The sequence below is a fragment of the Asticcacaulis solisilvae genome (genome assembly GCF_017875235.1).
Lineage (GTDB): Bacteria > Pseudomonadota > Alphaproteobacteria > Caulobacterales > Caulobacteraceae > Asticcacaulis > Asticcacaulis solisilvae_A.
The window spans coordinates 66925-81712 of the sequence record NZ_JAGGMI010000004.1 but is presented as its reverse complement, the minus strand read 5'-3'; the positions used below and the strand labels follow the sequence as shown (position 1 = coordinate 81712).

General features: G+C 63.0%; 11 protein-coding genes. 3 read left to right on the top strand and 8 right to left on the bottom strand.

The annotated features are described in order from the left end of the window. The first annotated feature begins 18 nt into the window (after positions 1-18). Genes J2X24_RS08705 through J2X24_RS08695 form a run of 3 tightly spaced genes read left to right on the top strand, consistent with a single transcriptional unit; the run spans position 19 to position 4496 of the window. Positions 19-1320: an efflux RND transporter periplasmic adaptor subunit gene (locus J2X24_RS08705; protein ID WP_245344569.1), complete on the top strand. Its 1302-nt coding sequence runs from the start codon at positions 19-21 to the stop codon at positions 1318-1320. 2 nt (positions 1321-1322) lie between these two features. Further along, on the top strand, positions 1323-2030 hold the full coding sequence (locus tag J2X24_RS08700) for an ABC transporter ATP-binding protein (RefSeq protein WP_209719700.1): 708 nt from the start codon (positions 1323-1325) through the stop codon (positions 2028-2030). A gap of 12 nt (positions 2031-2042) precedes the next feature. Beyond that, positions 2043-4496 (top strand): ABC transporter permease, encoded by a 2454-nt coding sequence (locus tag J2X24_RS08695; protein ID WP_209719698.1) that lies wholly within the window; start codon positions 2043-2045, stop codon positions 4494-4496. Between the two features lie 104 nt (positions 4497-4600). On the opposite strand, the gene J2X24_RS08690 is transcribed toward J2X24_RS08695, so the two are convergent. From J2X24_RS08690 to J2X24_RS08655, 8 genes are all read right to left on the bottom strand, one after another. Continuing rightward, on the bottom strand, positions 4601-7258 hold the full coding sequence (locus J2X24_RS08690) for a glycoside hydrolase family 3 C-terminal domain-containing protein (protein ID WP_209719696.1): 2658 nt from the start codon (positions 7256-7258) through the stop codon (positions 4601-4603). A 114-nt stretch (positions 7259-7372) separates the two neighbouring features. Then, the gene (locus J2X24_RS08685) at positions 7373-7702 is read right to left on the bottom strand and encodes a hypothetical protein (RefSeq protein ID WP_209719694.1); all 330 of its coding nucleotides are present in this window, start codon (positions 7700-7702) and stop codon (positions 7373-7375) included. Between the two features lie 89 nt (positions 7703-7791). Further along, positions 7792-8256: a cupin domain-containing protein gene (locus tag J2X24_RS08680; protein ID WP_209719692.1), complete on the bottom strand. Its 465-nt coding sequence runs from the start codon at positions 8254-8256 to the stop codon at positions 7792-7794. A gap of 145 nt (positions 8257-8401) precedes the next feature. Beyond that, complete coding sequence (locus J2X24_RS08675; protein ID WP_209719689.1) at positions 8402-9766, bottom strand: Gfo/Idh/MocA family protein; 1365 nt, start codon at positions 9764-9766, stop codon at positions 8402-8404. A 93-nt stretch (positions 9767-9859) separates the two neighbouring features. Next, the gene (locus J2X24_RS08670; protein ID WP_209719686.1) at positions 9860-11020 is read right to left on the bottom strand and encodes a Gfo/Idh/MocA family protein; all 1161 of its coding nucleotides are present in this window, start codon (positions 11018-11020) and stop codon (positions 9860-9862) included. Between the two features lie 282 nt (positions 11021-11302). Next, complete coding sequence (locus J2X24_RS08665; protein WP_209719684.1) at positions 11303-11797, bottom strand: EF-hand domain-containing protein; 495 nt, start codon at positions 11795-11797, stop codon at positions 11303-11305. A gap of 14 nt (positions 11798-11811) precedes the next feature. Next, on the bottom strand, positions 11812-12597 hold the full coding sequence (locus tag J2X24_RS08660; RefSeq protein ID WP_245344568.1) for a DUF4198 domain-containing protein: 786 nt from the start codon (positions 12595-12597) through the stop codon (positions 11812-11814). A gap of 12 nt (positions 12598-12609) precedes the next feature. Further along, on the bottom strand, positions 12610-14784 hold the full coding sequence (locus J2X24_RS08655; protein WP_209719682.1) for a TonB-dependent hemoglobin/transferrin/lactoferrin family receptor: 2175 nt from the start codon (positions 14782-14784) through the stop codon (positions 12610-12612). Positions 14785-14788 lie beyond the last annotated feature (4 nt).

Here is a 14788-nt window from a genome sequence, read left to right as displayed (position 1 = left end):
CCGTGTTAGCTTCTTATCATGCCCGATACCACCTCTTCCAATGCCCCGACCCGCAAGATGGACCGCGCGCTGACCCGGCCGTGGTACCGCAAACGGCCGTTCCAGATCGGCGCGGTGGCCGCCATCGTCGCCGCCGTCAGCCTGGCCCTGTTCCTGCTGCGGCCGGCGTCGAACACGGTCGATGTCAACGCCGATACGATCGACAGCGGTGAAGTCGTCCGTGCTGCCTATCAGGACTACGTACCGCTGCGGGCCGAAGTCGTGCCCTTGGTCACCGTCTTTATCACCGCCGAAGCGGCCGGCCGTGTCGAAAGTGTCGCGGCCGACGATGGTGTCAGGGTAGTGGCCGGCCAGCCTTTGGCGCGGCTGTCCAATCCGTCGCTGACGCTCGAGGTCTCGACACGCGAGGCCGACATTTCGGCGCGTCTGAGCGACAGCACAAGCCAGCTGATGAACCTGCAAACGCAAGGACAGGCGCGCGAACAGACGCGTGCCGACGTCGCCTATGCCCTGCACAAGGCAGAACAGGAGCTGACGCGCCGCCGGACCCTGCGCGACCAGGGCGTGATCAATGACGCGGCGCTCAAGGTCTATGCCGACGAGGCCGACTATCAGCGCTCACGCCTGGCGACGCTGAAGGCCAGTGAGGCGCAGGAAGCCGCCTTCTATCAGTCGCAACGCCAGGCGATCATGGACTCAGCGGCTGATCTGCGTCGTTCGCTGACCGAGGTGCGCAAAGGACTGACGGCGCTTACAATCGCCGCGCCCACGACGGGCCGGCTGACCGGTTTCGACCTCAAGCCCGGCCAGGCGGTGACGCAGAGCTTAGCCCTGGGCCAGGTTGATTCCGAGGGCACCTACAAGCTGCGCGCCCAGGTCGACGAATACTATCTGCAACGCCTGACGACCGGCCTGAAGGCGCAGGCGCGCCTGCACAACCAGACGGTCGACGTCCATGTCAGCAAGGTCTTTCCACAGGTCGCCAATGGCCGCATCACGGTCGAACTCGAGTTCGATTCCGCCGTGCCCGCCGACCTGAAGCGCGGCGAGGCCGCCGACATCCGCCTGCAGATGAGCGCCGGCAGCGAAGTGGCGACCCTGGCGCCGTCGGGCAGCTGGCTGGCCGATACCAACGGCACGTCTGTCTTCGTGGTGAACGCAAAGGGCGACAAGGCCTCGCGCCGCACCGTGACCATCGGCCGCCGCAATCCCGAATATGTCGAGGTCTTGAGCGGCCTCAAGCCCGGGGAGCGGATTATTGTCGCCGGCACCTCCAACTATCAAAAAGCGCAACACCTGCGTCTGAAAAAGAGCGCCTGACTATGACCGACACCCTGATCGACCTGCAAAAAATCACCCGCCTCTACCGTTCGGACGATGTCGAAACGACGGCCCTGCACAACATTTCGCTGACCATCAAACGCGGCGAATTCGTCGCCATCATGGGACCGTCGGGCTGCGGCAAATCCACCCTGCTGAACGTGCTGGGCACGATCGACCGGCCGACCTCGGGCGCCTATCTCTTTGCCAATGAAGATGGAAAATCCCACGACCTGGCGAGGATGAGCGAAAAGAACCTGGCGAAGCACCGCGCCCGCCACCTGGGCTTCATCTTCCAGAGCTTCAACCTGGTCGACGACCTGACCATCTACGAGAATATCGAACTGGGCCTGCTCTATCGCGACGGTCGCAAGGGATCGCGCCGCCAGGCGATCGAAGGCGCCATGGACAAGGTCGGTATCGCCCACCGCGCCCGCCACTTTCCGCATCAGCTATCTGGCGGCCAGCAACAGCGCGCCGCCATTGCCCGGGCCATTGTCGGCCAGCCCGACCTGATCCTGGCCGACGAGCCGACCGGCAATCTCGACACGGAAAACGGCGCCCAGGTCATGGACATCCTCAAAGGGCTGAACAAGGGCGGCGCGACCATCATCATGGTCACCCACTCACAATCCCACGCCGACCAGGCGACGCGCCAGGTCGATATCCTCGACGGCCAGCTGGTCGCCTCCGTTGCCCAAGTTCTCTAAAGAGGTGATGTAATGCTGCGCAGCACCTTTACCGCCTTCTACCGCTCGTTCACGCGCCATCCGCTCTACGCCCTGCTGAACCTGCTGGGCCTGAGCTTCGGCATCGCCGTCTTCATTACGCTGGGACTGTTCTTCCGCTTCGAGACGACGTACGAGCAGTGGCTGCCGAAAGCGTCAAAGATCTATATCGTCGAAAACGCCTGGAAGTTCGCCGCCGTCCGCACCGATCCGGAGCCGTGGACCAATGGCGGCCTGCTCGACAACATCAAATCCGACAACCCGCAGCGCATCGGGACGCGCCTCTGGGATCACAATGTCACTGTCCATATGGGCGCCAACAGCACGCAGGAAGAGGTGCTTCTGGTCGACAACGAGTTCTTCAAGGTCTTCGACCTGCCGCTTCTGGCCGGCAGCAAGTCGGCGGCCCTGGCGGCGCCGGACAATGTGGTCATGTCCCAGCCCATGGCTGAAAAGTATTTTCCAGGCGAGGCCGCTTCCGCCCTGATCGGCAAGACGATCCGGCTGACCGACGAAGAGGGTACGCACGACTATCGCATCAGCGCGGTCCTCAAGGCCCTGCCCGATACCACCGCCTACAAATTCGACTTTGTCCGCCTCCTCAACCGGTCGCTGATCGACCGGACGACCAGCTGGGAGCGTTACGGGTCGCAGCGCCTGCAGACCATCCTCGTCTTCGATACGCCGAAGGACGCGGCCGACATGAACGCGCATTTTCCGGCCTTTATCGATCGCCATGCCGCCAACCAGTTCGGCGACGACAAGCCGAGCCACGTCCTGAAGACCATGGTGGTGCCGCTGACCAGCCTGCACCTGGAAGACGAGAAGACGCGTACGGCCGTCTATGTCCTGGGCATTGTCGGCATACTGGCCTTCCTGATCGCCGCCATCAACTATATCAACCTGGCCACCGCCCGCGCCGGCATGCGCGCCAAGGAGGTGGCGGTGCGAAAGACACTGGGCGCCACGCAAGGATCGCTGCGGGCGCAATTCCTGTGCGAGGCCCTGCTGACGACGATCATGGCAGCGCTGATCGGCCTCAGCATCGTCGAGCTCAGCCTGCCGCATATCAACAGCTTCGGTGACCTCAAATTGAAGCTCGACTATGCCGGTGAAGCCGTCCCGCTTGTCCTGGCCGGCGCCTTCATCCTCCTGGTCGGTCTCCTGGCGGGCCTCTATCCGGCCTTTGTGCTCTCGGGTTTCAAACCGGCCCAGGTGCTGGCCTCTTCGCGCACACCCGCCGGCGGCCGCATGGCCCTCCGTCTGCGTGAAGCCCTGGTCGTGCTGCAGTTCGCCATCGTCATCGCCTTCTTCATCATGGGCGCGGGCTTCCTGAGCCAGCTCAACCACATGAAGACCGCCGACATCGGCTTCAAGCGCGAGGGGCTGATGATTTCGGATTCGACCTATGATCCGGCCCTGACCAATGCCCAGCGCGAAGCCATCTGGGCGGCGTTCCGCAATCTGCCGGGCGTCATCGCTGTGGCCGGGGCCAACAGCGCGCCCGGCGACAATTCGCTGACCAACAATACCGACGTGTCGCGCGAAGGCCACGTCGGCCGCCGCCCGTCGTCCAGCTTTACCATCGTGGGCACCGACTATTTCAAAACCTACGGCGGGACGGTCATTGCCGGACGGATGCTCGATCCGACGCGCGGCGAAGACATCTATATCCGCTGGGTCAATGGCGAACAGCAGGATCCGCCACGCGGCGAGACCGCCAATGTCATGATCAACCGCACCGCCTCCGAAACTCTCGGCTTCAAGTCACCCCAGGAGGCCGTGGGCGAGGTGCTCGACTTCGACGACTATAAGGTCCGCGTCGCCGGTGTCATCGAGGACATGCGTTTCCGGTCACCGAAGGAAAAGGTCGCGCCGATGCTCTACCTGATGGACCGGACGCCCTACAGGCATTCGATCACCGGCGTCCGTTATGCCGGCGTGCCGGAGCCGGTTATGCGTCAGCGCATGGAGACGGCATGGAAGGCGATCGCGCCGCAGGTGCCTTTCAAGGCCGTGTCGGGCGTCGAGAATATCGACAAATATTACAAACCCGACCGCAATCGTTCGAACGTTTTCAGCATCGGCGCCGGGATCGCGGCCCTGATCGGCTGTATAGGGCTTTATGGCATGGCGGCGTTCAACACCTCGCGCCGGGCACGTGAAATCGGCCTGCGCAAGGTTCTGGGCGCGTCGAGCGGCAAGGTGGTGGGCTTGCTGGTGGGGCAGTTCCTGCGCCCGGTGCTTTTGGCCAACCTGATTGCCTGGCCATTGGCGTGGTATGCCTTGACGCAGTGGCTGTCGCAGTTCGATGATGCCGTGGCGCTCGATCCGCTGATCTTTGTGGCGGCAACACTGGTGGCGATGACGATTGCCCTGCTGACCGTGGGTGGCTTGGCCTTGGCGAGCGCTTCGACCGAACCGGGCAAGGCGTTGCGGCACGAATAGTGGCTTAAAGCAGGGCGCGCTACACCTGCACATAGCCCCGCCCACCATCTGCGGAGCAGATGGTGGGCGGGGCCTACGATAAGTGGCCCCGTGCTCAGTAGGTATTACTTAGGCACCGACGCCGAGCCCGACACTTTCAAAGTGGCTTTGACGGTCGCTGTATAACCCGGCTGTCCGCCGCCGACATGGACAGTGTAGGCGCCCGGGCGAACCTTGCGCTCGCCATTGCCATCGACGGCGCTCAACGCACGGGCGTCCAAGGTCATTGTCACCTTGCGGCTTTCACCGGCCTTGAGGTGAACACGCTCAAACCCGGCCAGCGCGTGCCTGGCATTCGGCGCGCCCTTGACCGCAGGCTTGGTGACATAGAGCTGCACTACCTCGTCGCCATCGCGTGCGCCGCTGTTGCGCACGGTGGTGGTAACCGTCACCGGCTGACCCGCCTTGAGCGAGGCCGCCGACAGCACCGGTGCGGAATAGGCAAAGGTCGTGTAGCTCAGGCCCTTGCCGAACGGGTGCAAGACCTCGCCCTTGAAGTAACGATAGGTGCGGTTGGCCATATTGTAGTCGCCAAACGCCGGCAGGTCCTTCACATCGCGATAGATGGTGTACGGCAGACGGCCGGCTGGATTGACCTCGCCGGTCAGGACGCGCGCGATCGCCTGTCCGCCGGCCTGGCCGGGATACCAGGCCTGGACCAGCGCATCGGCATTCTGTTCCACCCACGGGTCGGACACCGCGCCGCCGGTCAGATAGACGACCACCAAAGGCTTGCCCGTCGCCTTGATGGCTTCGAGCATCCTGCGCTGGGCGTCGGGTAAGCCAAGCGTCAGGCGGTCCCCACCGTCGAAGCCCGGATAGTCGACCTTCATCTCCTCACCTTCGAGATCGGGCGACAATCCTGCAAAAGCGACGACGACATCACTTTGTTGCGCCGCCTTGACCGCGCCGTTGATCAGCACCTGCGCAGGCGCGACCCAGTCGAGCGCGACCAGACGGTCTTCATTGGCGCGGACATAATCGACGCGGATCTCATGCGGCTTGGTGTCGGTGAAGGTGACCTCGGTCGTCTTGCCGATCATGTCGCCCTTGACGATCGGCTTGCCGTCGAGCCACACCTTGACGTTCGGCTGGGCCTGGCCGGCGCGCGGCGTCGACATGCGGAAGGCCAGCTTATATGTGCCGGCCGCCGGCGGCGTCAGCACGCCGGTCCAGCGCACCGAGAAATTCAGCGGCTCGAAGTCGCGCGTCGGGCCGGTGTGGTAGAAGTCGAAATTGATGACCTCATCGGTGCGCGTCATCTTCGGTGCGCCCGAGAAGGTCGGATTGTCGAAATATTCGCCCTTCAGGCCGTTTTCCGCGCTGCCTTCCGAAGGTTTCAGGAAGATCGACGGAATCTCGATCGGCATGTTGTCGATCAGCGCCGAACCGGGGGCATAGGTGAGGCGGTCGCCATAGACGCCACGCAGGCCATTGAGCGGATAGGATGGATCGACTGCGGCGCCGGTATAGTTGCCTTCCAGGCTTTGCAGGTGCTGGGCATTGGGACCGATGACGGCGATCTTTTCATTGCCCTTCAGGGGCAGCAGACCTTTGCCGTTGTTAAGGAGAACTATGGCCTCTTCGGCGGCGCGCAGGGCCAGCGCACGGTGCTCCGGCGTGTTGATGGCCGTCAGCGGGATATCGTCATATTTGCCCCCATCGATCAGGCCCATGCGGATGCGCGCCTCCATCAGGCGGATCAGTGAGGTGTCGATCTCGGCCTCCTTGATCAGGCCCGCCCGCACGGCTGCCGGCAGGGCGCGATAGCTGTCGCCGCAGTCAAGATCGGTGCCGGCGCGGATGGCGACGGCCGAGGCTTCGGCGTGGTCCTTGTGGCTCTTGTGGCCGGTGACCATGTCGTCGACCGAGTCGCAGTCCGAGACGATAAAGCCCTTGAAGCCCCAGTCCTTGCGCACCAGGTTTTCCATCAAGGGGCTGGCGCAGGCCGGGAAGCCGTCGATGGCGTTATAGGCGCACATCATCGAATAGGCCTGACCATCGACGATCGCCGAACGGAAGGCCGGGGTGTAGGTGTCTTCCAGGTCGAACTTCGACACATCGACATTGAAGCCGTGGCGCAGCGGCTCGGGCCCTGAGTGGACGACAAAGTGTTTGGGCGTGGCGATGCCCTTGAAATAGGTGTGGTCGTCGCCCTGGATGCCCTTGATGAAGGGGATCGACATGTGGCCGGAGAGGTAAGGGTCTTCGCCGTAGGTTTCCTGGCCGCGGCCCCAGCGCGGATCGCGGAAGATGTTGATATTGGGCGACCAGTAGTTGACGCCGAAATAGCGCGTCGTGCCGCCGTGGCGGGCCAGTTCGGCATTGTAGTTGGCGCGGCCTTCCGTGGCGATGGCTTGGCCGATATCACCCATCAAACCCTTGTCCCAGGTGGCGGCCATGCCAATGGCCTGCGGATAGACGGTGGCGTGGCCGGCGCGCGCCAGGCCGTGCAGGACCTCGTTCCACCAGTCGTAGGCGGGCAGCCCCAGACGCGGCAGGGCAGGGGCGGCATTCCCCATCTGCCAGGCCTTTTCTTCCAGCGTCATGCGCGCGACCAGGTCCTTGGCGCGTGCTTCCGGCGTCAGGAACTTATCGAGAAAAGCACAGGACTCCGTCTGGCAGGCGGGAGGCGTCGCAGCGGTGGCAGAAACGGTGGCCGCAAGAGCGATGATAGCAGATGATGCGAGGAGACGGCTCGCGGCGGCAAGCGTACGGGGCATGAGCATTTCCTTGTCCAGGCGCGCCTTTTTGGGTGGCGCGTTTGTCGCATTGATTGCGCTATATGGTAGCGGTATCAGGACAAGGGCGGAGCGTCAAGGTGATGGTCAGACCAATTATCGGCGCTCGAGCTTATAGGCCAGACTAAAAGCGATTATCGAGATAGCGCCAACCGCTACGCCGGCAGCGAAATCACGCCAGCGCCACAAAGCCTCATAGGCGTCATTTGCCTTTGCCATTGGCGGCGACTGCGGCTTGGTGCTTTGCGTCGCGGCCGCCGGCGGTTGTGCCTTGGCTTGCACAGCCTGAAGACCAAACGCGCCTGCGGGTTTCCAGACGTATGGATCTTCAATCTCGTCAACAGGCCGCGTAACAGATCCGGTGCTGGACTCAGGGGTCGGCACGGCGACGGCAGGCAGGTTGGACTCGGCTGTGGCGGTGGCCATGGCAGTTTCCTCAGTTGGCGCATTCGCGCCAACATGCCCACCGTCTTGTAAAAATGCAGTCCGCTTGCTTTCGCGGGTGCGTAAAAGGCCTATTTTGCCGCTTTGAGGCGCGCTGGGTCCGGTGACCAGTTAATGACGTGATAGGTGGTCGGCGTATCGCCGACATTGCGCAGGGCATGCGGATCATTCGACGCGTTGAAGATGACCGAGCCTGGCCCCAGGCGCACCCACTTGCCGCCATTGAAGACCTCGACCGTGCCTTCGCGGATGATGACCAGCTCCTCGTTGACGTGGGTGTGCGGAGGATGCGAGGTCGTGCCGGGATTAAGCGTGGTGACGTGCATTTCCAGCTCGTCGAGCGTGGCGGTTGGTTGACGGACCAGTTGGCGGACCTCACCGACATCGGTCTTGGTGACCTTCATCTGGTTCCAGTCGAAGGTGGTGGGACCGAGGATAGGCTTGGCAGTGTCGGCGGCAATCGAGACCGCGGCGATGGCGCCGAGAGTAAGTGCCAGGGTTATTCCTGCAACTTTGAAATCGCGTTTGGTAAGCATGGGGCCTCCGTACATCCCCTCTCCCCGCGTGCGGGGAAAGGGCTAGGGTGAGGGGCAATCGGACGAAGCGGCGTTCGCGGACAGCGTTTTGGCCCCTCATCCGGCCCGTTGGGCCACCTTCTCCCCGCAAGCAGGGAGAAGGACATTAAATCACATACGGCGCGCGCATCGGACGCGACAGCATGGCGTTGGCTTCGTCATCGTTCTTGAAGCGCTCGGCAACCGGGTCCCAATACAGCTTGCGCTTCAGCACCATGGCGATGTCGTGCACCAGGCAGGTCGAACACGCGCGGTGCCCCATCTCCGCCGGCGAGATCGGCGGCTTGCGGCTGATGATGCAATCGAGCCAGTTGGTGTGCTGCTCATCGGCCGTATAGAGCTTGACCTCGTCCGGCGCGATGACCGAGGTCAGGATCTTCGGATCGGACGCATCCAGAGCCTTGGCCTTGCCCGACTTTGGGTCCGAAGCGGTCGCCGCCGCATCACCGCGCGACACGAACAGCCAGCCCTTGGTGCCGATATATTTGATGCCGTTCGGATAGGCGCCGCTGATGCTCATGCGCACGCCGTTGGCATAGAGGGCCTCGGTCTGAAACTTGCCGTGGACGTCCCACAGGCCCGAGGTCGGATATTCGACATGGTCCAGCCACACCTCGATCGGGCCGGTATATTCCGTATCCATGCCCCAGTGGGCGCTGTCGATATGGTGCGAACCCCAGCCGGTGATCATGCCGGCGCCGAACTGACGCAGGCGCAGCCAGCCCGGCCGGTCATAGCCGGTGCGCGGATGAACGCGATCCAGCGTGTAGGGGACATAGGGCGTCGAGCCCAGCCACGCGTCGTAATCGAGGCCAGCAGGGATCGGCTGTGGCGTCGGGTCACCGCCGGCCGGATCGCCCGGCAGGCCGATTTCGACGCGGGTGATCTGTCCGATGCGGCCATTGCGCACCCACTCGGCGGCTTTGCGAAACTGCGGCATATTGGTGCGCTGCTGGCTGCCGATCTGCAGGATGCGGCCCGAAGCGTTGACGGCGTTCGACAGGGCGCGGCCTTCGGCGATGGTCAGCGACGCCGGCTTTTGCAGGTAGACGTCCTTGCCGGCCTCGACTGCGTGAATGCCCATCAACGCGTGCCAGTGGTCGGGCGTCGAGACGATGACCGCATCGATATCCTTGTCAGCCAACAGGTCGCGGTAGTTGGCAAAGGTTTTGACGCCATCATAGGGCTTGCCGGTCTGCTTGGCGTAGAAGTCGTTGACGAACTGTTTGCCCTCTTCCAGGCGGTGGGCTTCGACGTCCGACACGGCGACGATGCGCGCGCGGCTGTCCTTCAGGACTTCCGGCATGTCGTGACCGCGTGCGATGCGGCCGCAGCCGATCGTGCCGACATTGATGCGCTTGGACGGCGCATGCTGGCCGAAGACGGTCGATGGCACGATGGCCGGGAAGCCCGCGGCGACAGCCGTCGCCAGTCCGGCCCTAATCAGGCCGCGTTTTGTCAGTTTGGTCATTGGTATCCTCCCAGACCAGTGTTTGTCGCGCTTTCGGGGGAGCGCCAAAGATTTCGGCCCTTCCAATATTTTGGTAAGGGCCGGAGGGGAAACTCAGATTTTCACAGCCTTGGCGCCGACCTGCGCCTTGATCGACAGTTCGGCGGCCAGCAGGGCCATTTCCTGGCTCTGGGCGGTCTCGGTACGGTTGACGATGTCGGCGATGAATTGCGGGCCGAACGGCAGGTCGCCGTTCGAGCAGTCAATGAAGCGCGCGCCGGTCTGGTCGACCAGGAACAGGTTGTTGCCCTGCTTGTTAACGGCGACATTGGTGTATTTGCGCACCTCGATATAGCCTTCGGTACCCAGCACGAACAGGCGGCCGTCGCCCCAGGTGCCGAGGCCCTTGGGCGTATACCAGTCGAGGCGGACGTAACCCAGGCCCGCATCGCCGCGCAGGGTCATGTCGCCAAAGTCCTGGAAGCGCGGACGGTCGGGGAAGCCGATATTGGCGATCTGTGACGCGACGATCTCGGCCGATTTCGAGCCGGTATAGTAGAGGAACTGATCGACCTGGTGCGAGCCGATGTCGGTCAGGATGCCGCCGAAGAGGCGGTCGTCCCAGAACCATTCTGGCCGCTTGGAGCCACCGCCGGCATCACCGCCGCCCTGGACGATCTGGTGCGGGGCCAGGTTGATGGTCTGGATGACCTTGCCGATGGCGCCCTGCTTGATGAGTTCGCCGGCATAGACGGCGGCACGCACGTCGAGACGCTCGGAATACTGGATGCCGTACTTGCGGCCGGTGTCCTTGATGGTCTTGCGAACCAGCGCCAGATCCTTCAGCGTGATGATGCCCGGCTTGTCGGCCAGCACATCCTTGCCGGCCTTCATGGCGCGGATGCCGATATGGGTACGCTCATTAGGGACGTGCGAGGTCAGGATCAACTGGGTGTCGTCGTTGATGACCTCGTCCTGGGTGGCCAGGATGCGCGCCTCAGGGTAACGCTGGCGGAAAGTCGCCATTTTGTCGGGCTCGGCGCCCCAGGCATTGACCAGCTCACCGCCGCCGCGCTTCATGGCGGCGATCATGCCGTGGATATGGTCGTGGCTGACGCCGCAGACCGAAAAGCGCACCTTGTGCTGCGGCTTGAATTCGGGGGGCGGGGGCAGGGTTTCGGCCTTCACGTCGCCGGCGGCAAAGCCCATGGCGGCCACACTGGCTATACCGGCCTGCATGAGAAAATCGCGGCGGGCATTGATGTCCTTTTTCATTTGTCATCCTCTCTATGTCGGTCCGATTACGCGCACGCCCCGGGGAAGGCGCGGTACAGCCGGCTTGAGCCGGTCTTTTGGTCTGACCATTCGGAAATAATGGTCAGATATCATCGCTCTTGGCAAGCCTCTTTTACCAAACGACAACGCCCGCGCCTCGATTAAGAAGCGCGGGCTCAGAGTCCCGTCAAGGATTTTGCTTGGTCGCGATAATGACGCGAAAACCGCTGACGCTTTTGGCTACGCCGAACTTGGTTTCGCCATATCGCTCCGGCATGGAGGTTATGGCGAAATAAAATCGTCACCCTTGCCTTCGGCCTGTTGCGTTTTCAGGAGATCGCTGTCCTTCAGCGTCACCAGGCCGTCCTTGTCGATGTCCTGGCGGTTGAACATTTGGTGGCCCGAGAATACGTATTCGTCGAAGGTCATCTTCGCGTCCTTGTCGGTGTCGAGCACGCCGAAACGGACATCGGCCTGGCGCATCTGGCGGTCGTATTCTTCCTTGGCCTTGGCGGCATCGCTCTCAGATTCGAGATCCTTCTTCAGGCGCGTTTCGAATTCGCCGACATACTCGGCCTTGTTCAACGTGCCGTTGCCATCCGCGTCCGTGGTCAGGTAGCGGATCTTGCGCACGGCGTCGAATTCGTCGCGCGATACCTTCTGGTCTGCGTTGAGATCGTATTCCTTGATCATGGCGCGAATGCTGTGCGGCGCGGCCTGGGCAGAACCGGCGACCAGGGCGAGCGCAATGGCGGCAGGTAAGATAAGCGTCTTCATCATTCTTGTCCTTTTTATTGCGGAAGCACTTCAAGGGTGAGGGTGGCGGTGTTGCTGATCCACAGGTTCGGGTTGGTGGCGCTGGGGGCGCGCACGCGCGTCAGCAGCAGGTAAAGGCCTGCGGCGCCGGCGGTAACGTGGGCTTCACCCTCAGCATCCGTGACGACTTCGAGCGGCGCGGCCTTCTTGGCGGCATAGCGTTCCTGGGCGTCTTCGACGATAACGCGCGCGTCCTTGACGGGCTTGCCATCGCGAAGAACTTTCACGCGGATAACTTCGCCGGTATAGGCGTCCGACGGATCGGAGACCGGATAGATGCCGAAGTCGGCGGCCGGTGCGGGCAGGGCCGAGGGCTTGCCGTGGACGACATAGACGTCGGCGCGGGTGACGCTCTGGACCTCGATCAGCTTTTCGCTGGGCCAGGGCTTGTCTTCGGCGCCTTCCAGAAAACGGATGTTGGTGCCTTGCAGCGCCGCTTTCGCAAGACGTCCGGTGCGTTCACCCGACGAGATGCGGTAGGTGCCGCTTTGCGCCAGCGGCACTTCCAGATAAGTCGCGTCCTTAAGCGCCGCGGCAGGTGTCAGCGCCACCGTTGTGCCATCGGGCGCTACGGCGTGCCACTTGTCGGCCTTCATGGCGACGTCGGGGTTGAGGCTACCTTCGGCAAACGACGCCTCGACCGTCACGTGCGGCCGCTTGGCGTCCGGTGTGAACATGTTGGGCTTGAGGTAGGGCGAGTGGGCCATGGCCGGCGCGGCCAGAAGGAGCGGCGCCAGCAGGAGGGCTTTGCGTAACATCATGTTTTTCCCGGATTAGAAGCGATAGACGAGCGACGCGGAGGCATTGCGGCCCGGCTGGGTGTAGGCATCGATAAAGGTCGCCGTCGAGGACAGGCCCCGGCCATCCGACCACCACATGTATTTTTCGTCGGTCAGGTTGAAGATGCCGGCGCGCAACGTCACCGCCTTCGTGATGTTCCAGAAAGCCGTCACATCGACCGTGGTGAAGGCGTCCGGCACGAAGCACGACGGCGTACAGGTCACACCCAGGCGATCCGAGTCTTTTTTAGCTGCATGGGTGACCATGACGGCGCCGCCGAAGCGGTTTTCGCCGTCACGATAGTGAACACCGCCGGCGACCTTCATCGGATCGATGCTGGCCAGGGCCGTCTTGCCGGTCGGCGCGATGACATCGCCTTTGGCGGTCGAGGCGGCGACATTCAGCGTGAAGCCACGGCCCAGTTCGGCGCGGCCGCGCAACTCCAGGCCGCTGATCTCGACGTCGCTGCGGTTGACGAACTGATAGCGCGCCGGATCGGCCGGGGTGAAGCTGCCGCCCACCTGGACCTGTTCGATGAAGTTGTCGTAATTGGCCGAAAACGCCGTGACGCTGCCGTCGAAGCGGGCGCCCGACCAACGCAGGCCGGCTTCGAAGGTGCGGCTGGTTTCCGGCTTCAGGTCCGGGTTGGGCAGCGATTGGTAGTTGGCAATGATGTTGGCGAAGGCATTGTTGACCTCGCCCGGCGACGGCGCCTTATAGCCTTCGCCGGCATTGAGGAACAGGCCCAGTTCCGGCGTGAACTTGTAGATCAGGCCAAGCTTGGGTGAGACGTGCGAACCGTCCTGGCCCTTGGGCGTGAAGCCGGTCAGAAGGGCATCGGCCTTGGGCGTCAGCTCATAGCTGTCGAAGCGCGCCGCCGGATAGAGCGACAGATTGCCGATCACGATTTCGTCCTGGATGAACAGGCCGGTGCGCGTGAAGTCCGTCGTCGGGAAGGCGCGCGTCGGGAAGGTTTCGCCGGCGGGCGGCACCGTGCCGTCGCGGATCGATTCCTGCTCCGTCTGCGACCAGTCGAATCCGTAAGTGAGAGTGTGGCTGATCGAGCCGAAGGTGGCGCGGCTTGTGAAGTCGACATTGGCGCCGACAACGCTTGTGTCGAAGATATTGATACGGGTACGGTCGACGGCCGGGTTACGGTCTTCGAAAGTGTACTGATAGCTGTTCGAGGTCTGCGAATAGATGACCGCATCGATGGCGTCGACTATGCCGTTGCCGCGCCAGCGATAGTCGAGGCCGACGCGCGTGCGCTCGGACGTGTCGTGGCCGTCGAGCTTCAGCGTCGTTGCCGAACGCGAACTCAGGACATCCGAGAAGATCTCGCTTTCATAGGTTTCGGCCGTCAGGCGCAGGCGGTGACCTTCGGCCGGCGTGAAGACGAGCTTGCCGAACAAGAGGCTGGAGGAAATGTCCTGCGGATTGGCGACGGTGCGGGCGGAGGTCGCCGTATCGTTGGTGCCGGCGGTTTTCTGCTCCTGACCTTCGCGCGCCGTCAGGGCCAGCATCCCGGACCACGTGTCGGACTTGCCGGCGAAAACCAGGCTCTTGGCGTTGCTTTCGTCGGCCGAAGCATAGGCGACACGCGCCTGGCCGCCGAACACCTTTCCGCCGCGCAGGATATCGACCGGATCCTTGGTGAAGAAGCTGACGGCGCCCGCGACGCCGTCGGAGCCGTACAGGGCCGAGGCCGGACCACGCAGGATTTCGACCGACTTGATGATGTCGAGATCGCCATAGCCGCCGCGGCCGACATTCTGGCCGCCGAACGAGAAGGCGTCGGGGATGCGTATGCCGTCGATCTGCATCAGGACGCGGTTACCTTCGATGCCGCGAATATTGAAGCCGGCATTGCCGTCACGGCCGGTGGTGGCGCCGGCCGCGGTAAAGCGCGACGGCGAATTGCGCACAGACACGCCGGGCTCATAGCGGACGAGATCCTTCAGATCGGTCGATAGCTGGTCTTCGATGTCGTCGGCGGTGATGACGCTGACGGTGGCGGGCGCGTCGGCGACCGCCTTTTCCGAGCGCGTTGCTGTGACGACAACCGCGTCCTTGTCGTCAGCCGCTACATCTGCGGCATAGGCCGAAACAGCCCCTAAGCTTCCTGCCGCAGCCAGCAGCGAAGCGGTCATCATAAGCGTTTTGCGCATGATC

Excerpts from the sequence above, each read along its gene's own strand:
- J2X24_RS08705 (WP_245344569.1), top strand. The coding sequence starts at position 19 with ATGCCCGATACCACCTCTTCCAATGCCCCGACCCGCAAGATGGACCGC.
- J2X24_RS08700 (WP_209719700.1), top strand. The coding sequence starts at position 1,323 with ATGACCGACACCCTGATCGACCTGCAAAAAATCACCCGCCTCTACCGT.
- J2X24_RS08695 (WP_209719698.1), top strand. The coding sequence starts at position 2,043 with ATGCTGCGCAGCACCTTTACCGCCTTCTACCGCTCGTTCACGCGCCAT.
- J2X24_RS08690 (WP_209719696.1), bottom strand. The coding sequence starts at position 7,258 with ATGCCCCGTACGCTTGCCGCCGCGAGCCGTCTCCTCGCATCATCTGCT.
- J2X24_RS08685 (WP_209719694.1), bottom strand. The coding sequence starts at position 7,702 with ATGGCCACCGCCACAGCCGAGTCCAACCTGCCTGCCGTCGCCGTGCCG.
- J2X24_RS08680 (WP_209719692.1), bottom strand. The coding sequence starts at position 8,256 with ATGCTTACCAAACGCGATTTCAAAGTTGCAGGAATAACCCTGGCACTT.
- J2X24_RS08675 (WP_209719689.1), bottom strand. The coding sequence starts at position 9,766 with ATGACCAAACTGACAAAACGCGGCCTGATTAGGGCCGGACTGGCGACG.
- J2X24_RS08670 (WP_209719686.1), bottom strand. The coding sequence starts at position 11,020 with ATGAAAAAGGACATCAATGCCCGCCGCGATTTTCTCATGCAGGCCGGT.
- J2X24_RS08665 (WP_209719684.1), bottom strand. The coding sequence starts at position 11,797 with ATGAAGACGCTTATCTTACCTGCCGCCATTGCGCTCGCCCTGGTCGCC.
- J2X24_RS08660 (WP_245344568.1), bottom strand. The coding sequence starts at position 12,597 with ATGATGTTACGCAAAGCCCTCCTGCTGGCGCCGCTCCTTCTGGCCGCG.
- J2X24_RS08655 (WP_209719682.1), bottom strand. The coding sequence starts at position 14,784 with ATGCGCAAAACGCTTATGATGACCGCTTCGCTGCTGGCTGCGGCAGGA.